The organism is Oscillibacter sp. 1-3 (genome assembly GCF_000403435.2).
Classification (GTDB): domain Bacteria; phylum Bacillota; class Clostridia; order Oscillospirales; family Oscillospiraceae; genus Oscillibacter.
Map to the genome: position 1 here is coordinate 513679 of NZ_KE159709.1, position 23137 is coordinate 536815.

The 23137-nt window shown below is 56.4% G+C and carries 12 protein-coding genes and 5 tRNA genes; 9 read left to right on the forward strand and 8 right to left on the reverse strand.

All coding sequences use genetic code 11. The annotated features are described in order from the left end of the window. Window positions 1-108: 108 nt before the first annotated feature. From C816_RS15070 to C816_RS15105, 8 genes are all read left to right on the forward strand, one after another. Window positions 109-399 (forward strand): YerC/YecD family TrpR-related protein, encoded by a 291-nt coding sequence (locus C816_RS15070; RefSeq protein ID WP_016323260.1) that lies wholly within the window; start codon window positions 109-111, stop codon window positions 397-399. After that, window positions 396-1151: a class I SAM-dependent DNA methyltransferase gene (locus C816_RS15075; RefSeq protein ID WP_016323261.1), complete on the forward strand. Its 756-nt coding sequence runs from the start codon at window positions 396-398 to the stop codon at window positions 1149-1151. The genes C816_RS15070 and C816_RS15075 overlap by 4 nt, the downstream gene beginning before the upstream one ends. 15 nt (window positions 1152-1166) lie before the next feature. Continuing rightward, the gene (hslO, locus tag C816_RS15080; RefSeq protein WP_016323262.1) at window positions 1167-2057 is read left to right on the forward strand and encodes an Hsp33 family molecular chaperone HslO; all 891 of its coding nucleotides are present in this window, start codon (window positions 1167-1169) and stop codon (window positions 2055-2057) included. A 79-nt stretch (window positions 2058-2136) separates the two neighbouring features. Further along, a tRNA-Val gene (locus C816_RS15085) sits at window positions 2137-2213 on the forward strand. Window positions 2214-2222: 9 nt separating this feature from the next. After that, a tRNA-Asp gene (locus C816_RS15090) sits at window positions 2223-2299 on the forward strand. A gap of 84 nt (window positions 2300-2383) precedes the next feature. Next, window positions 2384-2459: transfer RNA gene (locus C816_RS15095), tRNA-Phe, on the forward strand. A gap of 5 nt (window positions 2460-2464) precedes the next feature. Continuing rightward, window positions 2465-2540: transfer RNA gene (locus C816_RS15100), tRNA-Gly, on the forward strand. Window positions 2541-2633: 93 nt separating this feature from the next. After that, a tRNA-Cys gene (locus C816_RS15105) sits at window positions 2634-2708 on the forward strand. Window positions 2709-2976: 268 nt separating this feature from the next. Here C816_RS15105 and carB read toward each other — a convergent pair. Then, the gene (gene carB / locus C816_RS15110) at window positions 2977-6273 is read right to left on the reverse strand and encodes a carbamoyl-phosphate synthase large subunit (RefSeq protein ID WP_016323263.1); all 3297 of its coding nucleotides are present in this window, start codon (window positions 6271-6273) and stop codon (window positions 2977-2979) included. Next, window positions 6273-7379, reverse strand: coding sequence for a carbamoyl phosphate synthase small subunit (locus C816_RS15115; protein ID WP_016323264.1), 1107 nt, complete (start codon window positions 7377-7379; stop codon window positions 6273-6275). Before C816_RS15115 ends, carB begins: the two co-directional genes overlap by 1 nt. Window positions 7380-7711: 332 nt before the next feature. Here C816_RS15115 and C816_RS15120 point away from each other — a divergent pair, with 332 nt between their 5' ends. After that, a complete protein-coding gene (locus C816_RS15120) occupies window positions 7712-13834 on the forward strand; it encodes a DUF7601 domain-containing protein (protein ID WP_016323265.1) in 6123 nt (2040 codons plus the stop codon). A 530-nt stretch (window positions 13835-14364) separates the two neighbouring features. On the opposite strand, the gene C816_RS15125 is transcribed toward C816_RS15120, so the two are convergent. The 6 genes from C816_RS15125 to C816_RS15145 all read right to left on the reverse strand — a co-directional run bounded on the left by C816_RS15125 (window position 14365) and on the right by C816_RS15145 (window position 23136). Further along, window positions 14365-15153, reverse strand: a complete 789-nt coding sequence (locus C816_RS15125; RefSeq protein ID WP_242832212.1) for an EamA family transporter — start codon at window positions 15151-15153, stop codon at window positions 14365-14367. A gap of 105 nt (window positions 15154-15258) precedes the next feature. Beyond that, on the reverse strand, window positions 15259-16929 hold the full coding sequence (locus tag C816_RS15130; protein WP_016323267.1) for an amidohydrolase: 1671 nt from the start codon (window positions 16927-16929) through the stop codon (window positions 15259-15261). Window positions 16930-16953: 24 nt separating this feature from the next. Then, the gene (locus C816_RS15135) at window positions 16954-18480 is read right to left on the reverse strand and encodes a Na+/H+ antiporter NhaC family protein (protein ID WP_016323268.1); all 1527 of its coding nucleotides are present in this window, start codon (window positions 18478-18480) and stop codon (window positions 16954-16956) included. 173 nt (window positions 18481-18653) lie between these two features. Beyond that, entirely contained in the window at window positions 18654-19856 is a 1203-nt protein-coding gene (locus tag C816_RS15140; protein WP_207636939.1) for a PucR family transcriptional regulator, read from the reverse strand. A 511-nt stretch (window positions 19857-20367) separates the two neighbouring features. Beyond that, window positions 20368-20526 carry a hypothetical protein gene (locus tag C816_RS23830; RefSeq protein WP_155979032.1) on the reverse strand — a complete coding sequence of 53 codons (159 nt, stop codon included), beginning with the start codon at window positions 20524-20526 and terminating at the stop codon, window positions 20368-20370. A 504-nt stretch (window positions 20527-21030) separates the two neighbouring features. Beyond that, window positions 21031-23136, reverse strand: coding sequence for an efflux RND transporter permease subunit (locus tag C816_RS15145; protein ID WP_016323270.1), 2106 nt, complete (start codon window positions 23134-23136; stop codon window positions 21031-21033). Window position 23137 lies beyond the last annotated feature (1 nt).

A 23137-nucleotide genomic window follows, 5' to 3' on the forward strand; every position in this document is an offset into this window, starting at 1 on the left:
GGGCCTCTTTACTTTCACGCTATGAAGTGTTAAAATACAAAAACAGCGGAAGACCGCCGCCGGCGGATCTTCCGCCCAGTACAACAAGGGCGTGGAGGATACCATACTATGGTCAAGATCGGCAAGAAGGAAAAGAGCGAGCTGCTGTATAAGGCCATTTTACAGCTGAAGGACGAGCAGGAGTGCTACGACTTTTTTCAGGACCTGTGTACCGTCTCAGAGCTCCGGTCCATGGAGCAGCGGTTCGAGGTGGCGTCCCTGCTGGACGACGGCATGATCTACAACGATATTCTGGAGCGCACCGGCGCCTCCAGCGCAACCATCAGCCGGGTAAACCGCTCTTTGAGCTACGGCGCGGGGGGCTATGCCAAGGTGTTTGCCCGGATGAAGAGGAGATGAGCGGTTATGATGCCCTGGCCTCCAGCTACGACGCCCTGATGGCGGACGGGGCCTACCGGCGGCGGGCGGACTTTCTGGAACGGCTCTTCCGAAAGAGCCGGATTCCAGTCCGAAGCGTGCTGGATCTGGCCTGCGGCACCGGAACCATCGCCTGTCTTCTGGCGGAGCGGGGGTACCGGGTGATTGCCGCCGACGGCTCGGAGGAGATGCTGACCCAGGCGGCGGCGAAGGCCGCGGGACTGGAGTCTCCGCCGCTGTTTCTCCATCAGGCTATGCCCCGGCTGCGGCTTCTCCAGCCGGTGGACGCGGCGGTCTCCACACTGGATTCCCTGAACTATTTGACAAGAACGCGGGATCTCCGGGAGACCTTCCGGCGGGTGTGCCGCTGGCTGAGGCCCGGCGGGCAGTTTATTTTTGATGTCAACACCCCCTATAAGCTGCGGCGGATGGACGGACAGATGTATATGGACGAGACGGAGGAGAGCTTTTGCGTATGGCGTACGTTCTTCTCCGGGAGGACGAAGGTCTGCACCTACCAGGTGGACCTGTTCCGCCTGCAGGGGGACAGCGCCTGGGAGCGGAATTTTGAAGAGCACCGGGAGCGGGCCTGGGAGGCGGAGGAGCTGCGGCAGTATCTGAAGGAGGCCGGTTTCGGGGAGATCACCATCACCGGAGATCTGTCCCTACGGCCTCCGGCGGAGGACGAGGACCGCTGGATTGTGCGGTGCGTGAGAGAACAGGATCATTTGTAAAGGAGAATCATTACCATGGGCGATCAGCTGGTACGGGCAATTACAAAGGACGGGATGGTGAAGGCCGTGGCAGTTACCACCCGGGAGCTGACGGAGCGGGCGCGGCAGATTCACAGGACTCTGCCGGTGGCCACGGCGGCCCTTGGCCGGACGCTGGCGGCGGCGTCCATGATGGGAAACGCCCTGAAAGAGGACGGAGCCAGCCTGACCCTGCGCATCCAGGGCGGCGGGCCACTGGGCATCCTTCTGGCGGTTTCGGATAATCAGGGAAACGTCCGGGGCACGGTAGACAATCCGGCGGTGGACATCCCCCTGCGCCCCGACGGGAAGCTGGACGTGGGCGCCGCGGTGGGCTGTGACGGCACCCTGACCGTCATCCGGGATCTGCATATGAAGGACCCTTACGTAGGCAGCGTGGGCCTGCTGGGGGGCGAGATCGCCGAAGATCTGGCGGCCTATTTTGTAGAGTCGGAGCAGATTCCCACGGCCTGCGGCCTGGGGGTGCTGGTGGACCGGGATCAGAGTGTCCTGGCGGCGGGGGGATACCTCATTCAGCTGCTGCCCGGTGCCGGGGAGGATGTCATCACCAAGGTGGAGGGCGGCGTCATGGCCGCCGGTTCCGTGACGGGACTGCTGAGCGGCAGCGCCGGTCCGGAGGAGATGCTGCGGCAGGTGCTGTCCGATTTCGAGCTGGAGATCTTGGAGCGGTCTCCCGTCGAGTACCGCTGCGACTGCAGCCGGGACCGGATGGAGCGGGCACTGATTAGTCTGGGGCCGGAGGAGCTGAGGGGAATCATTGACGAGCAGGGCGGCGCCGAGCTGACCTGCCGATTCTGCGACAACGTACAGAACTTTACTAAAGAAGAGCTGGAAGCGCTGCTGGCGGGGATGCGGAAAAAATTTTGAAAATTTCGTAAAATTGGGTTGACAGATGGGATCTTTTTGCGTATAATAACTTTTGCCGTCTGACGAAAGGCGGTGACCTGGGAGCATAGCTCAGCTGGTTAGAGCACCTGCCTTACAAGCAGGGGGTCACTGGTTCGAGTCCAGTTGTTCCCACCATGGTTCGATGGCCCGGTAGTTCAGTTGGTTAGAACGCTAGCCTGTCACGCTAGAGGTCGACGGTTCGAGCCCGTTCCGGGTCGCCATCTCCCACGGGATCTGATATGATCCCGTGGGCCCCCTCGGGGTTGCGATTCCCCGTCCGCGCTCCATGGTGCGGAGAATGATCTGCCCAGATAGCTCAGTTGGTAGAGCAGTGGACTGAAAATCCACGTGTCGCTGGTTCGATTCCGGCTCTGGGCACCACTCCTGCGGGCATAGCTCATCTGGTAGAGCGCCACCTTGCCAAGGTGGAGGTAGCGAGTTCGAGCCTCGTTGCCCGCTCCATAGGCGATTCCCACACAAATGTGTGGGAATCGCGATTTCAAAAAATAAGTGTGGACTTTTCCGGAAAAGCCGCATATAATATAGTACAGAGACGGTGACATAGCCAAGTGGTAAGGCAAGGGTCTGCAAAACCCTGATTCCCCGGTTCAAATCCGGGTGTCACCTCCAATAAAAAAGACACGCCTGTTGGCGTGTCTTTTTTATTGGAGGTGACACGCTTTTGCCCAGAGGGCAAAAGCGGACGCCTGAGGGCGGGACGATTGAAATCATGCAGGAAAAACCCGCAAAGGTCTTTCCCGCACACACCCTTTTCCTTGCGAAATTTGGTGGTGCGTGCGCCGGATTTCCTTATCTCTCCTGGAGCGTGTGACAGGGGATGCGTTCTTTTGTTGAAACAGCCAGTGGATACAACATATCCACTGGCTGTCTTTTATAGTCAGATTCTGGTGATGTCCAGAGGACGCAGATCGGCGCTGCGGCCTTGGGTGCGAACGGTGAGCGTGGCGCGGGCGGTATCCAGAGCCGTGACGCAGGGGACGGAGTGCTCCACCGCCGAGCGGCGGATGCGGAAACCGTCGGTATCGTGGCGACGGCCCCGGGTGGGGGTGTCGATGACCAGATCCACGGAGCCGGAGGAGATCATGTCCAGAATGTTGGGGTGGGCCTCGGAGACCCGGGCCACCTTGCGGGCGGGGACGCCTGCAGCGCGCAGGGCGTCACAGGTTCCGGGGGTGGCCAGAATTTCAATATTCATGTCTGCAAAGCCCCGGGCGATGTCCACGATTTCGCCCTTGTCCTCGTCCCGGACGGTGATGATGATCCGCCCGCCCCGTTTGGGGACTTTCATTCCGGCGCCCTTGAAGGCTTTCAGCAGCGCCTGGGGGAAGGACTCCGCCAACCCTAAGCATTCGCCGGTGGATTTCATCTCCGGGCCCAGGCCGGTGTCCACGTCGGTGAGCTTCTCAAAGGAGAATACCGGCATTTTTACAGCATAGTAGTCTGCCTCCCGGTAGATTCCAGTGCCGCAGCCCAGATCCCGCAGTTTTCCGCCCAGCATCACCCGGGTGGCAAGGTCGATGATGGGCACGCCGGTGACCTTGGAGATGTAGGGGATAGTACGGGAAGAGCGGGGGTTGACCTCGATGACATAGATCTGGTCGTCATAGATGATGAATTGGATGTTTACCAGGCCAATGACCCCCAGGGCCTTGGCCAGGTCCCGGGTGTAGCGCAGGATCGTCTGCTTGTGTTTTTCCTCAATATGCATGGGGGGATAGACGGAGATGGAGTCCCCGGAGTGGACGCCGGCCCGCTCGATGTGCTCCATGATGCCGGGGATCAGCAGATCCTCGCCGTCAAAGACACCGTCCACCTCCACCTCCCGGCCGCAGAGGTACTTATCCACCAGGATGGGGTGTTCCTGCTCCACCTGGTTGATGATGCGCATGAACTCGGTGATGTTGCGGTCGTTGTAGGCGATCTCCATGCCCTGGCCGCCCAGCACGTAGGAGGGGCGCACCAGCACGGGATAGCCCACCTCGCGGGCGGCTGCCAGGGCTTCTTCTGTGGTGTAAACCGTCCGTCCCTGTGCCCGGGGGATGCCGCACTGCTGCAAAATCTCGTCGAACCGCTCCCGGTCCTCGGCGGCGTCCACGCCGTCGGCGGGGGTGCCCAGGATGGGGACGCCCATATCAGTGAGGGCCTGGGTGAGCTTGATGGCGGTCTGTCCGCCGAACTGCACCACCGCGCCCCAGGGCCGCTCCTGCTCCACCACGGCCTCTACGTCCTCGGCGGTGAGAGGTTCGAAGTAGAGCTTGTCCGCCACGTCGAAGTCGGTGGAGACGGTCTCAGGATTGTTGTTGATAATGATGGTCTCACAGCCCAGGCGCTTCAAGGCCCACACGGAGTGGACGGAACAGTAGTCAAACTCGATGCCCTGGCCGATGCGGATGGGGCCGGAGCCCAGCACCAGCACCTTCCGCCGCTGCAGCGGCTCCCCGGTGCGGTGGGGCGCCTGGGTGGAGGCGGCCAGCCAGGGGGCCGCGGGGATGCCGGGGGCCACCCGGCCCACCTCCGGCAGGCACAGGGGCTGGTCCGCCTCGTTTTCCCCGTCGTAGGTGGAGTAGTAGTAGGGGGTCTGGGCCTCGAATTCTGCGGCGCAGGTATCCACCATCTTGAAGGCGGGCCGGATGCCGAAGGACTCCCGCAGGGCCTTGATCTCCCCGCGCTCCTTTCCCGCCAGGGCGGCGATCCAGGCGTCGGAGAAGCCCATCTCCTTGGCGGCGCGGAGAGTGTCCTCATCCAGGTGCCCGTGGTTCAGACGGCTCTCCATATCCACGATGTTCTTAAAGCGGTCCAGAAACCACAGGTCGTATTTTGTAATATTGTTGATCTTCTCCGGGGAGAAGCCCCGGCGCAGGGCCTCCGCCACTACGAAGAGCCGCTGGTCGTCGATGTTCACCAGGCGGTCCTCAATGTCCTCGGTGTACACATCCTCCAGGCCCGGTAGACGCAGGGACTTCACCGGCAGCTCCAGGGAGCGGATGGCCTTCATCAGCGCCCCCTCGAAGGAGTTGCCGATGGCCATGACCTCGCCGGTGGCCTTCATCTGGGTGCCCAGGGTTCGGCTGGCGGTGGTGAACTTGTCGAAAGGCAGGCGGGGGAGCTTTAAGACGCAGTAGTCCAGGGTGGGCTCGAAGCAGGCGGTGGTCTTGCCGGTGACGGCGTTGGGGATCTCGTCCAGGGTGTAGCCCAGGGCAATCTTGGCCGCCACCTTGGCGATGGGGTAGCCCGTGGCCTTGGAGGCCAGGGCGGAGGAGCGGCTCACCCGGGGGTTGACCTCGATGACCGCGTACTCGAAGCTGTCGGGATTCAGGGCGAACTGGCAGTTGCATCCGCCCTCGATCTCCAGGGCGGAGATAATGTCCAGGGCGGCGGTGCGGAGCATCTGATACTCACGGTTGGCCAGGGTCTGGGTGGGGGCCACCACGATGGAATCGCCGGTGTGGACGCCCACGGGGTCGATGTTCTCCATGGAGCAGATCTGGATGACGTTGCCGGCGGAGTCCCGCATGACCTCGAACTCGATCTCCTTCCAGCCGGCGATGCACCGCTCGATGAGCACCTGTCCCACCCGGCTCAGCTGAATGCCCCGTGCGGCGATCTCCCGCAGGGAGGGCTCGTCGTAGGCAATGCCGCCGCCGGTGCCCCCCAGGGTGTAGGCCGGGCGGACGATGACAGGATAGCCGATGGAGGAGGCGAAGCTGACCGCCGCCTGGATGCTCTCCACCACATCGCTGACCACGCAGGGCTGACCGATGGACTCCATGGCGTCCTTGAAGCCCTGGCGGTCCTCCGCCTTGCGGATGGACTCCGGTGAGGTGCCCAGCAGGCGCACGCCGTAGCGGTTCAAAATGCCCCGCTCGTGGAGGTTCATGGCCAGGTTCAGCCCCGTTTGGCCGCCCAGGGTGGGTAGGATGGAGTCCGGCCGCTCTTTCTCGATGACCTGCTCCACCGACGCCAGGTTCAGCGGCTCGATGTACACGTGGTCGGCAATGTCCTTGTCGGTCATGATGGTGGCGGGATTGGAGTTCACCAGCACCACCTCTACGCCCTCTTCCTTCAGGGCGCGGCAGGCCTGGGTGCCGGCGTAGTCAAACTCCGCGGCCTGACCGATGACGATGGGGCCGGAGCCCAGCACCAGCACCTTTTGAATGGATGGATTCTTGGGCATTACCGCGCGCCTCCTTTCCTGCGGGCCGTGGGATGGAGCATCATCTCCACAAAGCGGTCGAACAGATCCTCCGTGTCCTGGGGGCCGGGGGCGGCCTCCGGGTGGAACTGGACGGTGAAGCAGTCCGGCCGCACGTACCGAAGACCCTCCACGCTGCCCTCGTTGACATTCACGTGGGAGATCTCCGCCACGGCCGGGTCCACGCTGTCCCGAGTCACCACATAGCCGTGGTTCTGGCTGGTGATGAAGGCCCGGCCGGAGGCCACGTCCCGAACCGGATGGTTGCCGCCCCGGTGGCCAAAGGTCATTTTTCGTGTGCTGGCGCCGGTGGCCAGGGCCAGCAGCTGGTGGCCAAGGCACACGGCAAAGAGGGGGAGGTCACTGTCATACAGCGCCCGGACCTCCCGGATAAGCCCATCGTTGTCCGCCGGGTCGCCGGGACCGTTGGAGAGCATCACCCCGTCAAATCCGCCCTCCAGAATGGTGCGGGCGGCGGTATGGGCGGGGTAGACCGTCACCTGACAGCCCCGGTCCTGGAGGCAGCGGATCATGTTCTGCTTGACGCCGTAGTCCAGCAGGGCCACCCGCAGCCGTTGCTCCGCCACGGCCGGATATACCTGGGGAGCGGAGCGTGTGACCCGCTCCACGGTACCCTCCACCCGATAGGCCCGGACGCGGGCCAGACAGTCCTCCATATGAAAATGCTCCGCACAGGTGATCATGCCGTTCATGGTCCCCTGACTGCGGAGAATCCGGGTCAGCGCACGGGTGTCCACACCCTCGATCCCGGTGATGTCGTATTCTTTTAAGTAGGAGTCCAGATCGCCCTCACAGCGGAAATTGCTGCCCCGGGGGGCCAGATGCCGGACAACGAACGCCGAGGCCCAGGGCCGCTGGGACTCGCTGTCCTCGTGGTTGACGCCGTAGTTGCCGATAAGGGGATAGCTCATTACGATGCCCTGCCCCGCGTAGGACGGGTCGGTCAGAATTTCCTGGTAGCCCGTCATGGAGGTGTTGAACACCATCTCGCACACGCGGTCCGCCGCGGCGCCAATGCTCTGCCCCCGAAAGACGCTGCCGTTGGCCAAAATCAAGGTTGCCTTCATCAGTCTTATCCAGCCTTTCTCTTCCTCATGTTCCGTCTGATTTTAACGCAAATCGCCGGGGCTGGCAACCTTATTTCACCCGGTTTTTTCAAAACTGTGGTTTTGGACAAAATCCGGAGGACAGGGGCGGGAAGATACGGGCAATGCGCCGGAGAGGTAATACCACCTCATTGTTTATGACAGTGGAGATCTGCGTTGCAGGGGCTGAAAAATTTTTGCAAAAATGGTAATTCTTTGAGAAGTTACCTATTGCGTATTCTGTAACTTATCGATATAATAGAGCGGAAACTGGCCATGATCTGGCTATTATTTTGGAAAGGAGCGAGTGATTCATGAGAGCAGTCAGGAAAAAACCAAATTATTCTAGGTGGTTGTCCGTATTGCTGTGCGTGTGTATCATGCTGCCCTATCTGAACGGTTTTACCCTGGCGGCGCAGATGGACAGCCAGGATGGACTGTGTGAGCACCACCCGGCTCACACTGCGGACTGCGGCTACGTGGAGGCCGTGGAGGGGCGTCCGTGCGCCCACATCCACAGCGAGGAGTGCGGCTATGTGGAGCAGACCCCGGGGGCTCCCTGTACCCACCGGCACACGGAGGACTGCTATGTGACGGAGTGCGTTCACGTCCACGACGATTCCTGCTATGCCGTGCCGGAGCCCCCGGCGGATACCGGGGCGGAGATGGACACTGGAGAGACTCCGCCTCCTGCGGATTCAGAGGCGGCCCCGCCTCCGGCGGACGGTGAAGACGATGCGGACAGCGGGGAGGAAGTGCCCGCGGCCCCGCAGGAAACGGCGACCCCGCCCGCGGAAATCGAAGACGCGGAACCGCCCCTGGCCGGGCTCTTCGAGGGCCGGGAGCCGATGAACTGCGCTCACCTGTGTACGGCGGAGAGTGGCTGTGTCACGCTGCGCTGTGAGCATGTACATAATGCGGACTGTGGCTACATTGCGCCTGCAGGGGCCGCCTGCGCCCACGTCCACGACGAGGCCTGCGGCTATGCGGAGGCCGTGGAGGGCCGTCCCTGTGAGTACGAGTGCCTGCTGTGCGGGACCAAGGAGGTCCTTTCCTGGAGTTGGACAGATCAGGACGAGGTGCTGATCTACAACGAGGAGACGGCGGCGTGGGGGCTGGCCCTTCCCGGCACCAGTCAGGAGAATCCTCTGAGCGCCGCTGATTTGTCGGTCCTCCTGCCCGGCGAGGCGGAGGTGGAGCTCAGCGGCGGCAGGAGGGAGACTGCCGCGGTCGTCTGGGACCTGAGCGGCATCCCCGAGGAGGGGGTCTATGAGGGGGACTTTTTCGTTTACGCTGCCCTGCCCGGGGAATACCGCCTGGACGAGGGTGTTCCGGCCCTGTCTGTCCTGCTGGATCTGGGCGGGGCGGAGATGTATGCTGATACGCAAAAATATGTTAGCAATTGGAGCTACGTTTCCCACAGTGGCTCTCCGATTACGGAGAAGACGGACTTCCGCTATGATACCAGTTTGTATTTTCCGATCCCAGCCGACCGGTCTGCTCTGATTAGCCGGCTGAAGAATCTGCTTCCGGAGAAAATCCTCTGTACGGGCTATAATACCGAAAATCAGTTGGTGCTGGCGGGATTTACTCCGGCAGAGGGACAGACCGGCACGGGACTTCTGCGCGGATATGTTGGAATCACATGGAATATTGAGGCGGTTCTGAATTCCGCTGCGTTTGGAGACATGTCCACGTTTACGTTTGAGGGAGCTCCCGTTTCCAACTCCGGTTATAATATTCGAGTGAACTCAAATAATATGGCCTTGCCGGACAACGCGAACGATACCTCCGAGATTCAAGGCGTTTTGAATCTGACGGTTACATTGCACGATGTGGATTTGAGCCGCCATGTTGAGACTGCGGCCAATCCCGCCAATACCACAGTGAACCTGTTTGACTACTGTGTTGACCCGGACCGGGATGGGGCCGATGGCGAGAATGACCTTTTGGGAAAATCAGAGTGGCACGTGGGTCAAAATGGCGTGAATTCTGTGCGGACCACGGTAAAGGACTGGCAGGACAAAGGCATCAACAACGGTCACTTGCTGATTTTTGGAGATGGAGTGATTCACGCCGGCTTTTGGAACAAGGGCGCGGGCGCGGGCACTGATTATGGCAAGACCCACGCCGGTATGATGGGGATTGTTGAATCGGAATTGGGCGAAAATGGCTATCCGACGATCAATACAGGCAGCATGGACGATCAGATTTCCGGTTATGAGGGAATTGCCGACTGGAAGCTCTGCGGCGATCACGAGGGGGCGGAGGGCAGCCAGTGGACCGGCGCGCCTTACAGCTCAATAGAGCCGAAAAACATCAGCAATACAGTGCGGAGCCAATGGGATGGAAACGCCTCTCTGGATTATTTGTTTGATCCCCTTGAAAGCCATGATGGAAAAGTTGCTCATACGGATGTAAAGGGCCTCTTCCAATTGGATTCCATGGGCTATTACTATTACGACATGCGCCGGAATTTTGCTGAGTATGACGAAGACACCAACAGCTTTGTCCTCTTTGATGCCCCAGCCGCCCAGCGTACCGACAACAGCTACCAAAACGGCGGATTTGACGGTGAGCGGAGCGTTGGCAACTTCCTGCCTTTCAATACCGCTGAACAGGTCTTTGACGGGATCAGGGACGGCAAACTTTACAGCAGTGAAAATATCAAGACCAGCAATAACCTTGTACAAGGCGGCAATTATCTGAATCACCATCTTGGAATGACAGTGAGCATTGACTTCCGCCAGCCTGCGGGAGGCTTGGTCAATGCGGGTATCAGCGGAAATGTGCCCATGACCTTCCAGTTCTCCGGTGACGATGATGTCTGGGTGTTCATCGACGATGTGCTGGTGCTGGATTTGGGCGGCACGCACAGCGAGATTTATGGAACAATTGATTTTTCTACCGGAGCGGTTTCCGTGGGACAGAGCTGGAAAACCAACGGGTTTCCCTACAAGTCCGATGGCACCGTAGACGTTGGTGCACTGACCCAGAACGCCATTCAAAACACGACGCTGAAGAAGCAGTTTGAGGAAGTCGGAAAAGAGGATACGGTCAGCTGGAACGGCAATACCTTTGCCAGCGACACCGACCACACCTTGAAGATGTTCTATCTGGAACGGGGCAACTATGACTCCAGCCTGGCTCTCCGCTTTAATCTCCAGCCCCAGCTGAACCAGCAGATCAAGAAGGTGGATCAGGCGGGGCAGCCTATGCAGGGCGTGGAATTTAAGCTGTATCCTGCTGAGGAGACCGGGAATGGCCAGGGCGCTGTGGAGTGCTTCTATACCGACAGCAAGACCAGCAGCAGGATGCGTGTACAGAACAACCGGAAGTTCTATGTCACCCAGAGCGGCAATCAGGCGCTCTGTACACTGAAAACCGATATAGACGGCGCTGCGAAGTTTTTGGACAGTGACGGGAATCCCTTTAACTTCGCCGACCTGGGCGAGCGGTACTACATTCTGAAAGAGAGCGGCACGCCTCCCGGATACCGGCCGCTGCCGGTGGATATCGTGCTGCACTACGACACGGAGACGTCCATGCTCTCCGTGGCCAACCGCTGGACCACGGGAGCCTACGCCTGTTCTGTCTCCAACATCTCGGGTGCGGGGGCGCTGACATATGGCCACTTTGAGAACGGAAATATCCAGCAGGACAAAAACAAACCGGTTTCCGCTGACAAGCAGGAAAAGGGCCTGATTTTGGCGGTCCCTATGCTGCTGCAGAGGAGCCAGTCAAAATGGATCGCCCTGTATGGCAGCAATCTGTACGGCTTCGGTTCGGTCCGTCCGGCGGAGCGGACTGCGGAAGAGTGGCGGAAAGCGGTTCTGGGGGCCGCGCTGCGGCAGGCCGCGGCCGGAGAGGGATACGCCGAATGGCACCTGGACTGGGATGCGGAGAACAATCGTCTGATCGGCGAGCTGGATGATCTGCCAGGCCTCGCCAGCCGGTATCAGATCAATGGCGGCGATGATATGCGCATGGTGTATGGCATCATCGAGCCGGCGGCGCTGTCAGCGCTGGGGATCTCCGGCGCGGATTCCGCTGCCCGCTACAAGGCCCTGGGAGACTATGTGCAGGCAAATGGCGTGGAGAAAACCCTGGCAGCTATTATGGCGGTGCAGGTCTCTGACACGGGAAGCAATTTGGGATTCAGCTTCCTGAATGTGGACCAGTTCAACCGGAACTTCCGCTCCCTGATCTATATTCCCAACGAGCAGCGTGAACTCTGGGTTATGAAGGTGGACCAGAAGGGAGTTCCCCGCAGCGGCGCGGAATTTACGCTTTTTAAGGATCAGGCCTGCACAGATGCTGCCGCCAAGGGCGTCACCGGCGCAGATGGACGGCTGGTGTTCTCCCCCGGTGATGATACCGGCGCCGGTTACGCGAAAATGGTTTGGTCCCAGGGCGCACAGACCCGTTATTACCTCAAGGAGACAGGTGCGCCCGCCGGGTGCAGGCTGAACAGCGCCGTCATTCCCGTGGTGGTGGGAATCTATTCCATCTATGCCGACGCGGGCGAGGCGGACAATGATGTCTCCGTCATAGCCGGCGTGGGCCGTTTGACACAGACCATGCGCCAGTACGCCATGGACAACGATGTGGACATCACGCTCCGGGATATTACCGCCATTGGACAGTACCAGCCGTCCGGGAAAGACGCGCTTCCCGGCGACTGGACGGACATGGAGCTGGAAACCACGCTGGAAAACAATCCTATTTTACGCTCCATGAATCTGCACTATCAGCGGAACGCGGTGGTGGACTATGGCCTTCACGACGAGGACGGCGGGAAAAATTTTAACCCCTTCTTTGTCACTGACACCGGCTTCATCCGCGCCAGGGTGGAGCAGTACGACTCCAGCCGCTGGCCTGGCGGCCCTTATGAGGGCTACGACGCGGATACCAACAGGGATGATCTGGGAGAGCTGAATCTCACCAGCCTGTTCAGCCTGCTGAATATCGTGGTGGTGACCGACCGGGAGGAGAGCCCTGCTCAAGATACCGGGGATCTGCTGATTAGTAAGATGGTCACAGGAAGCGGCAATCCTGCGGACTATACCAGGAGCTTCCAGTTTTTGATTGCCCTGGAGGATGCCGATGGCAAGACTCTGACCGGCAGATACAACTTCTATGGCAGCGACAAGGCGGGAGATGTTGCCAGCGGTGAAACACTTTTTTTGCACCATGATGAGAGCATTACCATTCAGGGCCTGCCCGTGGGAACAAGGTTTACGGTAAAGGAGACGCTGCCTGGGACGGAGAGCGGCATTTGGTATGTGATTCCGACCGACGGCGTCATCTCTGGAACCATCCGGAAAGATGAGACTGAGAGAGCTGAGTTCATCAACAGCAGAGAGAAGCCGGTGGTTGGCAGTCTGACTATCAAAAAGGACTTCGGCGGCGTGTTTGAGCCCGGCGAGGCAAAGACCAAGGTCTTTACATTTACTGTTACAGGACCAGACGGCTACTCCGAGGCTGTCAGTATTACCGGAGATGGCAGCCAGACCCTCACTGGCCTGGTTCCCGGTGAGTATCAGGTTGTGGAAAAGAGGGACGGCATTGACATCCAGGATTACACCGTAAGTGTGACGGGTGAGGGGAGTGTCACAGTCACGGCCGGCAGAGGGGAATCCGTTACGGTCACCAACACCTATACGCCGAAAGACCCAGCGGCCGGCAGTCTGCGGATTAAGAAGACAGTCACCGGCTCCGGTGGAGACAAGACGAAGGAATTTACATTTACTGTGATTCTGAAAAAGGTCAATGGCGATACGCTTGAGGGCTCCTACAATTACACCGGCAGTAAAATCGGCACGCTGTCCAGTGGTCAGAGCGTCAAGCTCAAGCATGATGAGTTTGTCAAAATCACAGGTCTGCCCCTTGGAACGCTGTACACGGTGGAGGAGAGCGATCATGAGGGCTATACCGTAATCAGTTCCGGAGAGACGGGAACCATTGAGAGCGGGAAGGAATTGGAGGCTGCTTTTACGAACAACAGGCCGGGCTCCACTCCGACTCCAGATCCCGGCCCTGGTCCAGATCCAGACCCCGATCCAGATCCAGACCCCGATCCCGACCCCGATCCAGATCCAGATCCCGACCCCGACCCCGACCCCGATCCTGACCCTGAACCCGATCCCGATCCGGAGCCCAAATTCCCCGATTATCCTACGGAGCTCCCGGACCCTAACGACCCTGACAGTCCAAACACGATCACGATCTGGGAGGATGGCGTACCTACGACCTATATCAAGATTTGGGACCCAGAAAAAGGGGAGTGGGTCTATATTCCAGAGAATGAGGTGCCTCTGATTCCTATGACGGAGGATGCGGTGGATTCCATGCCATGGACTATGGCGTGTCTGGCCTCTCTGGCGGGCCTCTGCGCGCTCCTGCTGAAAAAGAAAAGGCCTGAAGAGGAGGCTTGATGAATCCACAAAAGGGGTAAAGCAAAGAACCGGACGCCTTGAGGGCGTCCGGTTCTTTTACTGCACAACGCTGGAGCGTGGAGATATGAGTTAGGCGCAAAGAGCACATAAACAGTGATGCGGCAAACGTGCCGGTTGTGTCAGTCTCGGTCCATCAACTCAAAAGTATGGAGGGAATCGCGGTCGTTTTCGGCTGACAGCAGAGACTCCATCGGGGCCGATCACGGTTGCGTGCAATTTTGTGTCCCCCTCCCGGTTCGCCTGACTGACGTATTCTCTGTTTTCCCCTCCATTGGAACTTTCATGAACCTTGAAGCAGGTAGAGTCCGGGCTTAAATATTCCATATTGGACAGAAAGTCAAAGCGGGCGCTCCGCGCGGTTCAAGCCCCGATAGATTGCCCATAGCCGCTCTGTGATTCGGAACGCTAACCTTTCCGTAAGCCGCCGCGGGGAGATTTGCATCAGACGAAAAGATTTCTGCATTTTTTACAGGAAACAGCAATGGATATTGCTTGGACGGCATGCGGGATCAGATATTCAATAGAATCAGCGCTCCGGCAATCATTGCGGTGGAGATTGTCTCTCGTCTGGTAAGGCGTTCTTTGAACAGCAGTACGCCGGCGGTATTGACAATTAAAATAACCGCACCGCTGTAAACAGGAAATACGATGTAGGACGGCAGCGCAGCTGCGGCGCCAATCATTCCATAGGTAATTCCTGCGTTTGGAATACCAACCAATGCTCCATAAATAATATCTTTACGGGAGAGAGGCGCTTTTTGGAGCAGAACAATTACGGCCATGATGAGAGCACAGAGGAAAAATGTAATGAAGGTATACAGATTCTTTATCTCCGGCAAAAAGAGAATTCCGAATATTTTGGAAATGAAGTCGATAAAACCGCCCAGGATCAAAACCAGTGACAACAGAATATAGTTCTTTTTTCCGCTGTCCATATGCCTGTCGTAGGAATAGAAGACAGCCGCGGCCGCCAATACAATCCCACAGGCCTTTACTGCCGTTGGATATTCCCGAAAGATGAAAACGGAGAGTATGGTGGGGATTAGAATTCCAAGACGGTTATATGTGGTGGTGATTCCCGCGCCATTGCTGTGAAGACTGCGCTGCTGGATCAGCATACACGCTGTCATGAGGCAGGCGCTTGCCAATGCGAGCCCCAAAAGAGGCCATATGGTTTTTCCAGAGAGCTCCTGGCCGGTAAATCCGCCGCTTAAAAGAAGAATGAGACATGCGCCGAATACGTAATTATATAAGACGACAGAGGCTCGATGTGTTCCGGCTTTTTCCGCATACTTCATGGAAAAAACCAGAGTTGAATTGGCTGCAATGGCAATCAAAAGGCTGCCCATATTGTTTTTTTGTCGCAGCTTCCCGGCGGAGAGAAACTGCCGCGTCCTCTGCTGTTACCGCTCATAGATAAACGTTCCATCCAGCATTGTCTTTTCCACCTTAATTTCCTTAATAGATTCATCGTCGATGGTCAAGAGATTTCTGTCAAGCAGGACCATATCGGCGACTTTTCCAGGTTCTATCGAGCCTTTGTAATGTTCTTCTCCATTTTGGATGGCGCCGTTCAGCGTGAGCATCCGCAGGGCCTGCGTCAGTGTGATTTTTTCCTTTTCCCCAAGGCAGTGGCCGCGCATTCCCTTCCGCGTGACTGCGGAGTACATACTCCAGAAAGGATTGACATCAGCGCAGGGCATATCTGTGCTGAGCGAGCAAATGACGCCGGCGTTCAGATAGGATTTCAACGGCAGAAACTCCTCTTGCTTTTCCGGTGTCAAGATGGCGTCATAGCCGTCCGCCTCTCCATAGATAAAGGAGCCCTGGACCGATGCCATAATGCCGACCTCGCCCATTTTGGAGAGCGTTTCTGCGGTCGGGTAATAGGCGTGGATAATGTGGTGCCTGTGCGGCCGGGGATTGGCTTTGATTGCCTTGTACATTGCGTCCACTGCCTTTTCAATTGCCACATCGCCCATCACATGGATTCCCACATCCCAGCCGCTGTTATGAGCGGTTTTGATATAGCCGTCCAGCTTGTCAAGGTCAAGGCGCAGGTTCAGCTTCCGCAGACCGGATTCTCCCTTATAGGGCCAGGATTTCAGAGCGGTTCCGGAGGTCAGGCCGCCGTCAACGGCCATTTTCAGTGAGGTGTAGCGAATCCATTCGTCGCCATAGCCGGAGCTGAAGTGATAATGGTCAATCAGTGTGCTCAGGGCAGCCTCGTCCTGCATCAGCGTAAAACCATACCAGTTGGGCATTAGATCAATACGGCAGCTTAATTTGCCCTGTTTTTTGAGATTATGATACGCCTTGCAGACCGCTGCGCTGACCCCCGGCTCTGAAACGCTGGTAATGCCATAGGTCTTATACCGCTCCAGGGCAAGAGAGATCGACTTTTCCAGGATACCTGTGGACGGCTCGCCTCTGCCTGCGCCGAATTCATCGGAGCCGAAGGGACCGGGCATGACCGCCCTGACCAGAAGCACCGCATTGCCGTGGAGTACGCCGGTGGGCTCCCCGGTTTTGGGGTCCCGCTCAATTTTCCCCTTCTCGGGGTCGGGGGTGTCTTTGGTGATGCCGGCTGCCGCAAGAGCTAAGCTGTTAACGCTGCTGGCCCCAAAGATCCGTTCAATTACTACGGGGTTCTCAGGACTGGCGGCGTCCAGGTCATAGCGGTTTGGCGCACGGTTTTCCTCAAATTGCGATTCAATGTAGCTGCCGCCTTGAAGCCACTGCCCCTTCTTCATTCCGGAGAGCCGGTCTGCGATTTTCCTTTGCAGGTCCGCAACGGTGGTAATGCCAAACACTACGATGCCGTCATACATCAGGCCGGCTTCCCAGATGTGGTTGTGTCCATCGTGGATACCCGGAATCAGGGACTTTCCGCGGCAGTCAATTCTTTTCGTATGACTGTCAGCAAGGGCACAGACATCTTCGCTGCTGCCTACGGCGATAATCCGATTTCCGCAAACTGCCACAGCCTGAAAAATATCGTCATTTTCGTTGATAGAGTGTACTACGGCATTGTACAGTATAATATCGGGAATTTCCTTCTGCTTTAATAACATATCGGTGTATCCTTTCAGCCGCGCTCAGGCGTATTTTTGGGCCGCAAACTTATGAAGGCCAAAGAAGGCAGCCACGATTGCAGCCGCGGCCACTATCAGGCCGAACAGCGGAGAGAACAGTCCGCCGATCAAAAAACCGGCAGCGGAGCAGATGCCCACGGTCAGGCTGTATGGAAGCTGCGTTCTGACATGCTGAATATGATCTGCGCCCGCTGCGGTAGAGGCCAGTATCGTAGTATCGGAGATCGGAGAACAGTGATCGCCGAAAACGCCGCCGCTTAAGCACGCGCCGATCATCAGTTCCATGGGGATGTTAAACTGTGCGGCGATAGGAAGCGCAATCGGCATTGTGATGGCCCAGACACCCCAGGAGCTCCCGGTAGAAAACCCTACAAAAGCGCCTACTATGAAAATCATCATCGGCATCAGTCCGGGCGCAATGGAGTTTGCCTCCACCAGATGGATCAGATAGCCCTTCAGATCCATGATGCCGGTCAGAGAACCGATGGACCATGCCAATACCAAAATAACCGGAATATCCGCATTCAAAGCGACGCCCTTTGTAAACTGTTCAACTATGTTTTTATAACCGAAGATTCCAGATCTTGCGCCCAGCAGGCCTGCGGCAACGGAGGCAATAAAGAAACCCAGCGTGATGGACAGTACAATGTTTGCGTTCCGGAATGCTCCGCCAATGCCGTTTGCGCCTGCGTCGCCAGTCCACAAAATCATGAGAAGCAGAGTGACAAACAGCGTGACCAGCGGAAGAATAAAATTCATTGTCGTAATGTTTTTGCCGGCAAAAAGCGCGTCCTCGTCCAGATCGTATTTTGTCATTGGCACATCGTTTTCACCAATGAGTTCTCCGGTTTCGATTGCGCGCTTTTCTGCCGCATACATGGGGCCAATATCCAATTTGGTCAAGATTACAAAGAGAAGGGCCAACATTCCAAAAATGGCGTAGAAGTTGAAGGGTATGGCTTTTACGAATGTCAGCCAAGGATTTTCAGAGATCGCCAATGCGGTAAATGCAGCGGCAATCAGACTTGTTGCATAAGAGCTGTAACTGGTGATGGGAGAGAGCGTGGCGAACGGACAGCCCATAACATCGCAGATATAAGCGAGCTTAACTCTTGAAACATTTAATTTCTCTGTAATCGGGCGCATAATGGAGCCCAGTGTCAATGTCGGCTCTGTGAAGATAAAAGCGAAGGCGCTGAAAAAGGTAATCAGCTGTGCCTGCATTCTGGTCTTTACTTTTCTGGTAATCAGCTCGCCAAAGGCTTTGGAGGCGCCGGAAACCTTGAACATATAGACAAAGCCGCCGCAGGCTGTAATCAGCATCAAAGTGCCTGCGTTTCCGGAACTTGCGATGTTTGGGATAAAAAAGTCGGAAATCATCATCGGGAGTCCGACCAGCGGATTCCAGCCGCTTATAATAGTTGTGCCGACCCAGAGACCTACAACCAGGGAAAGGATGGTCTGCTTGGTGATCAGTGCTAGACCGATAGCGACCAATGGTGGAACGATTGTTAAAATACCGTATTCCATAAGAATTTCCTTTCACAGCAATTGATGATTTGTTTCTTTCTGCACGTCTTTTTGGATATCCATTATGGACAGTATATTACATTTTTATTGATAAATCATTATCTGCAATGTCTGAAACATGCAGATAGATTACTCCTAAAAGGATAGTTCCGTTTTGGCGCTGTTTTCACCTGTCAGTGATCTCTTTGGATGTCCAGGAGATGAATACCCAGTTCCAAAAAAAGCCGCGCAGTTCCGTTTTCCAGGTCAATGCGAAACGTATGTTTCAGCTTTTCTATACGGTAGAGCATGGTCTTATAGTGGATAAAAAGTTTTTCGGACGCCCGCCGGGCATTACAATTGCACTCCAGATAGACCTTCAGCGTGTCATAGAGCTGTGTGTGATTCTGCCGGTCATAGCTCCAGATGTCCTGCAGGTTTTGAGGGATTACCTCTTCCAATCCGCCGATTTCATTGAGGCGCATGAATAGACGCAGCAGGCTGTTATCGGCATAGCAGGCGATAAAGCTCTGCCCTTTTCCGTTGATTAGCTCGCCATAGGAGATGGTAGCCCACACCTGGTGGTAGCTGGCAGAGACATTGGTCAGTCCCTGAACAATATCGCCGATACCAATTTGAAAATGCATGCCGTCGAACTGCTGCTCCAGCATGTGGAGCAGTTTTCCGCAGTAGGCCTTCATGTCGTCGTAGCTTTCACCATTTCCGTGTTGTCCGGTTCTGTGCAGAATATAAATGGTGGTGTTAAATTTACTCACAATATCCTGCTTATAGACTTTTCGGTTGAAATTTTCAATATGATTCATAATGCGGTCGTTCATGAATTCATATTGGGTGATATATCCGTTGGTATCAAATTTGAGTTCATTCATTGGTCCGGCCGGATTGATTGCCAGGAAGCAATAATTTGCATTGATCGTCACGCCCAGCCGTTTCGCGCGGCGTTTGATTTCCTCCTCCTTGTTCTCCTTGCGGTAAATCAAATCATAGATAAAATCGCTGACAAATTTATATTCCACATTTCGGAGTTCCAGCCGGCGGCGCATTTCCGTCAAAACAGAATTGGCGAAGATCTCCAGAATCATCATGTCCATTTCTTCGTAGGGAGTTTCCAGGTCGAAAATAGCGAGGTATCCCTTGGGCATTCCCCCCAGCAGCACGGGATAGAGCAGACGGGTACAGCCGGGCTTCGGCGCATCCGGCCTGGAAAAGAATACCCGCTGTTTATAGTAAAAGAGATTGTGCATCTCACAGCGCTGCAAATCGCTTTCATCCCGGTCATACTCGCTGATCCGCTCGTCCGTTATATCTGTGACGTCAAAAAACTCGTCATAAATGATAACCGGATTTTTCATCAGGCTGTGAAAATATTGAATCATGGTAAGCAGGTTTGGCTGCTTCAGCGTAATGTCATTAAACCTCAGATTGGTTTCAATGATTTTTTCGTACCAGATCCGTTTGTGTTCTGCAAATACGGTCTGGAGCTGATAGGCAGTTTTGTATAATGATTCCAGGCTGTTGAAGCACAGCTGGTTCTCCTGAGCAGCGGCTTCTGGTTGAAATTTGCCAGCGGAGGTTATGTCATTCCGATTTAGTGACAGATACAGGGTCTTTTGGCAGGAAGGATCAGGATCTTCCGTTTTAATCTGTTCAATTGACTGAATATTCAGCCGTGGCTTTACAGAAATCAGGAGACCGGCCAGTTCCGTACAGCCCATTTCATTGGCAAGTGTGATGAGATCGTCTATTTTACACATACTGCATCCCTCATTTTCCTCAAGTTAGAGCCTTTGCTTCCCGGCGGAGTTGTGCTGAATATTTGCAGATATGATTCTGTCTCGTTCCCTGCGGGTAATAAAATCTTTTGCTGCGAGATATTCTAATAAGTATCTAGGCGTTGTTTGAAAAATGGCCGAATGCCCAACGGCGAGAGATATTTTTGCCAATCAAGGCAAATTTTTGCAGGCGGGCTGACGCCCGGCAAGAAAATTTAACGCAGAGTGGCGGATCAAGATCCACCGTTTGGGCGTTTTCACTTTTTTCAAACATGGCCTAATTCCAATTTGATCTGCCAGCTGGTTTTTTTCTATTTTCTGCCGCATAGCACATCTTTTGAAGCAATTATAGCAGACATAGCAAAATTTTGAAATAGGAATTACCTTTTTGAAATAGCATGCAAGATATAGCAAGTATATTTGCATGGCGCGTTAGCCGTGTTATAGTCAGCATTACAGCTTAAGCACGGGAAGTGAGTGTTTTTCCGCTGCCAGGGCTTAGAAGCTGTATTCACAGGTGTGGAACGATGAATACAGCTTCTTAAAGTCCTGCGATCTGAAATTTTTACTTTTTAAGGTTCTATGTTTTTATTCCTTCATAAACATAACAAAACCTGTGCATAACGTTGTTATGCACAGGTTTTGTCTAATTTTACACGCCCTGAGAGATTCTAAACTCCTGATTCTTCTAGCCCGCAGCTTGCGTGCGGATAACCAAAGGGCAATTTTGTTCCTGTATGTCACAGCGCACTCCTCGCCCGAATTACTTTTACCCTGTTCATTCCGCTGCCGCCGCAGGTATTTCCCGCTTCGACTCTTTGGCCTTCCGCCAGTGGAGGCTGGTTTTGTGAATCAGCGGCTCGCATACGCACAGGATGGAGGGCATGAGGAACATGCTCATCACCGCCGAGATCAGCGCACCCCGGGCCAGCATGACGCAGATGGAGCTGATAATCTCGATCTCTGAGATGAGTCCCACGCCCAGCGTGGCGCAGAACATGACCAGAGAGCTGGTGATGATGGAGCCATCGGAGGCGGTGGCGGCGATCTCAATGGCCTCCACAGCGGATTTGCCGTTTTGAAGCTCCTCCCGGAACCGGGTGGCCAGCAATATGGCGTAGTCCACTGTGGCGCCCAGCTGGACGCAGCCGATGATGGTGGGAGAGACAAAGGGAATTACGGCGCCGGTGAAATAGGGAATGCCCTGGTTGATGAAGATGGCCAGCTCAATGGCCGCCACCAGCACCACCGGCATGGAGAGGGAGCGGAACACCCAGGCCACGATCAGCAGAATGGCGCCGATGGAGATGTAGTTGGTGACCTGGAAGTCCACGGCGGAGGTGGTGATCAGGTCGTCGGTGAGCGCGGCCTCGCCGGTGATGAGGGCCTCCGGGTCGTAGCTCTTCACCAGGCTGTTCAAGGTTTTCAGCTGAGCCGAAACCTGGTCGGAGGCGGTGGCGTACTCGGAGTTCACCATCAGCAGCTGCCAGCCGTCCTGCTTGAGCATATTCCGCACCTCCTCCGGGATGAAGAAATCCGGAATGCCGGAGCCCAGCATGGCGTGGTAAGAGAGGACGGAGGTGATGCCGTCAATCTCCCGGATGGAGGCCTCCAGCTGGTTCATATCCGTGGCGGGGATGTCGTCCCGCAGGAGGATAAAGTGAGACCCGGCCATATCGAATTCGTCTTTGAGCTTGTTGTTGGCCACGATGGAGGTCATGTCCTGGGGCAGGGCCTCGTCCAGCTTATAGTACACACCGGTATGGGACTGGGCGTATACCGCCGGGAGGAAGAGAATCAGGAAGAGGGCTGTCATCCACCTGCGGCGGCGGATCACCGCGTGATTGAGCTTGGTGAAGTCCGGCAGGAGGCTCTTGTGCCGGTGCTTTTCGATCCGCTTGTCAAAAAGCAGCAGCAGAGCGGGCAGCACCAGCACCACAGTGGCCACACCCAGCACCACGCCCTTGGCCATAACGATGCCGATGTCCCGCCCTAGGGTCAGCCGCATGAAGCACAGGGCCAGAAAGCCGGCGATGGTGGTGAGACTGGAGCCGGAGAGAGAGGTGAAGGCCGCCACGATGGCCTTGGCCATGGCGTCCCGCTTGTCGTCCCAGCGGGATTGTTCCTCCTTGTAACGGTGGTAGAGGAAGATGGAGTAGTCCATGGTGACGCCCAGCTGCAAAACGGCGGCGATGGCCTGGGTGATGTAGGAGATCTCCCCCAGAAAGATGTTGGTGCCGAAGTTGTAGATAATGGCCATGCCGATGCTGGCGAGAAAGACAAAGGGCAGCACCACAGATTCCATGGTCAGAGACATGGCCGCCAGTGACAAAACCACCGCCAGCCCCACATACACAGGCAGCTCCCGGTCCACCAGGTCCTTTGTGTCCTTGATGACCACGGAGAACCCTGCCAGGAAGCACTTCTCGTTGCAGATAGAGCGGATGGCGTCAATGGCCTCCATGGTCTCCTGGTCCGCGCCGGACTTGTCGTACTGGATAATCATCATGGTGGCGTCCCCGGCGTAGAACATATCCCGCAGGCTTACAGGGATGAAGTCGATGGGGATCTGGATGCCCACGGCGTTGGAAAGCCACACGGCGTTGGAGACGCTGGGCACGTCCTTGATGGCGTTAATCAGGTCGTTGGTGTAGGCGGCGGGCATTCCCTCCACAATGAGCATGCTGGTGGCGGCCATGTGAAAGGGCTCCTCCAGCAGCCGTTCCCCCTGAGAGGACTCCAGGTCCTGGGGCAGGTAGGTGAGGATGTCGTAATTGACTCGGGTGCCCAGGTATCCCAGGGCGGAGGGAATCAGCATTGCCGCGGCGATGAGGGCCACCAGCTTGGGATTTCGGGTCAGCAGGCGGGCAATTTTGTCAAGCAAG

Bases quoted from the DNA above. Each gene is read 5' to 3' on its own strand.
- C816_RS15070 (WP_016323260.1), top strand. From the start codon at position 109: ATGGTCAAGATCGGCAAGAAGGAAAAGAGCGAGCTGCTGTATAAGGCC.
- C816_RS15140 (WP_207636939.1), bottom strand. From the start codon at position 19,856: ATGATTCAATATTTTCACAGCCTGATGAAAAATCCGGTTATCATTTAT.
- C816_RS15120 (WP_016323265.1), top strand. From the start codon at position 7,712: ATGAGAGCAGTCAGGAAAAAACCAAATTATTCTAGGTGGTTGTCCGTA.
- C816_RS15115 (WP_016323264.1), bottom strand. From the start codon at position 7,379: ATGAAGGCAACCTTGATTTTGGCCAACGGCAGCGTCTTTCGGGGGCAG.
- C816_RS15135 (WP_016323268.1), bottom strand. From the start codon at position 18,480: ATGGAATACGGTATTTTAACAATCGTTCCACCATTGGTCGCTATCGGT.
- C816_RS15130 (WP_016323267.1), bottom strand. From the start codon at position 16,929: ATGTTATTAAAGCAGAAGGAAATTCCCGATATTATACTGTACAATGCC.
- hslO (WP_016323262.1), top strand. From the start codon at position 1,167: ATGGGCGATCAGCTGGTACGGGCAATTACAAAGGACGGGATGGTGAAG.
- C816_RS15125 (WP_242832212.1), bottom strand. From the start codon at position 15,153: ATGAAGTATGCGGAAAAAGCCGGAACACATCGAGCCTCTGTCGTCTTA.
- C816_RS23830 (WP_155979032.1), bottom strand. From the start codon at position 20,526: ATGTTTGAAAAAAGTGAAAACGCCCAAACGGTGGATCTTGATCCGCCA.
- carB (WP_016323263.1), bottom strand. From the start codon at position 6,273: ATGCCCAAGAATCCATCCATTCAAAAGGTGCTGGTGCTGGGCTCCGGC.
- C816_RS15075 (WP_016323261.1), top strand. From the start codon at position 396: ATGAGCGGTTATGATGCCCTGGCCTCCAGCTACGACGCCCTGATGGCG.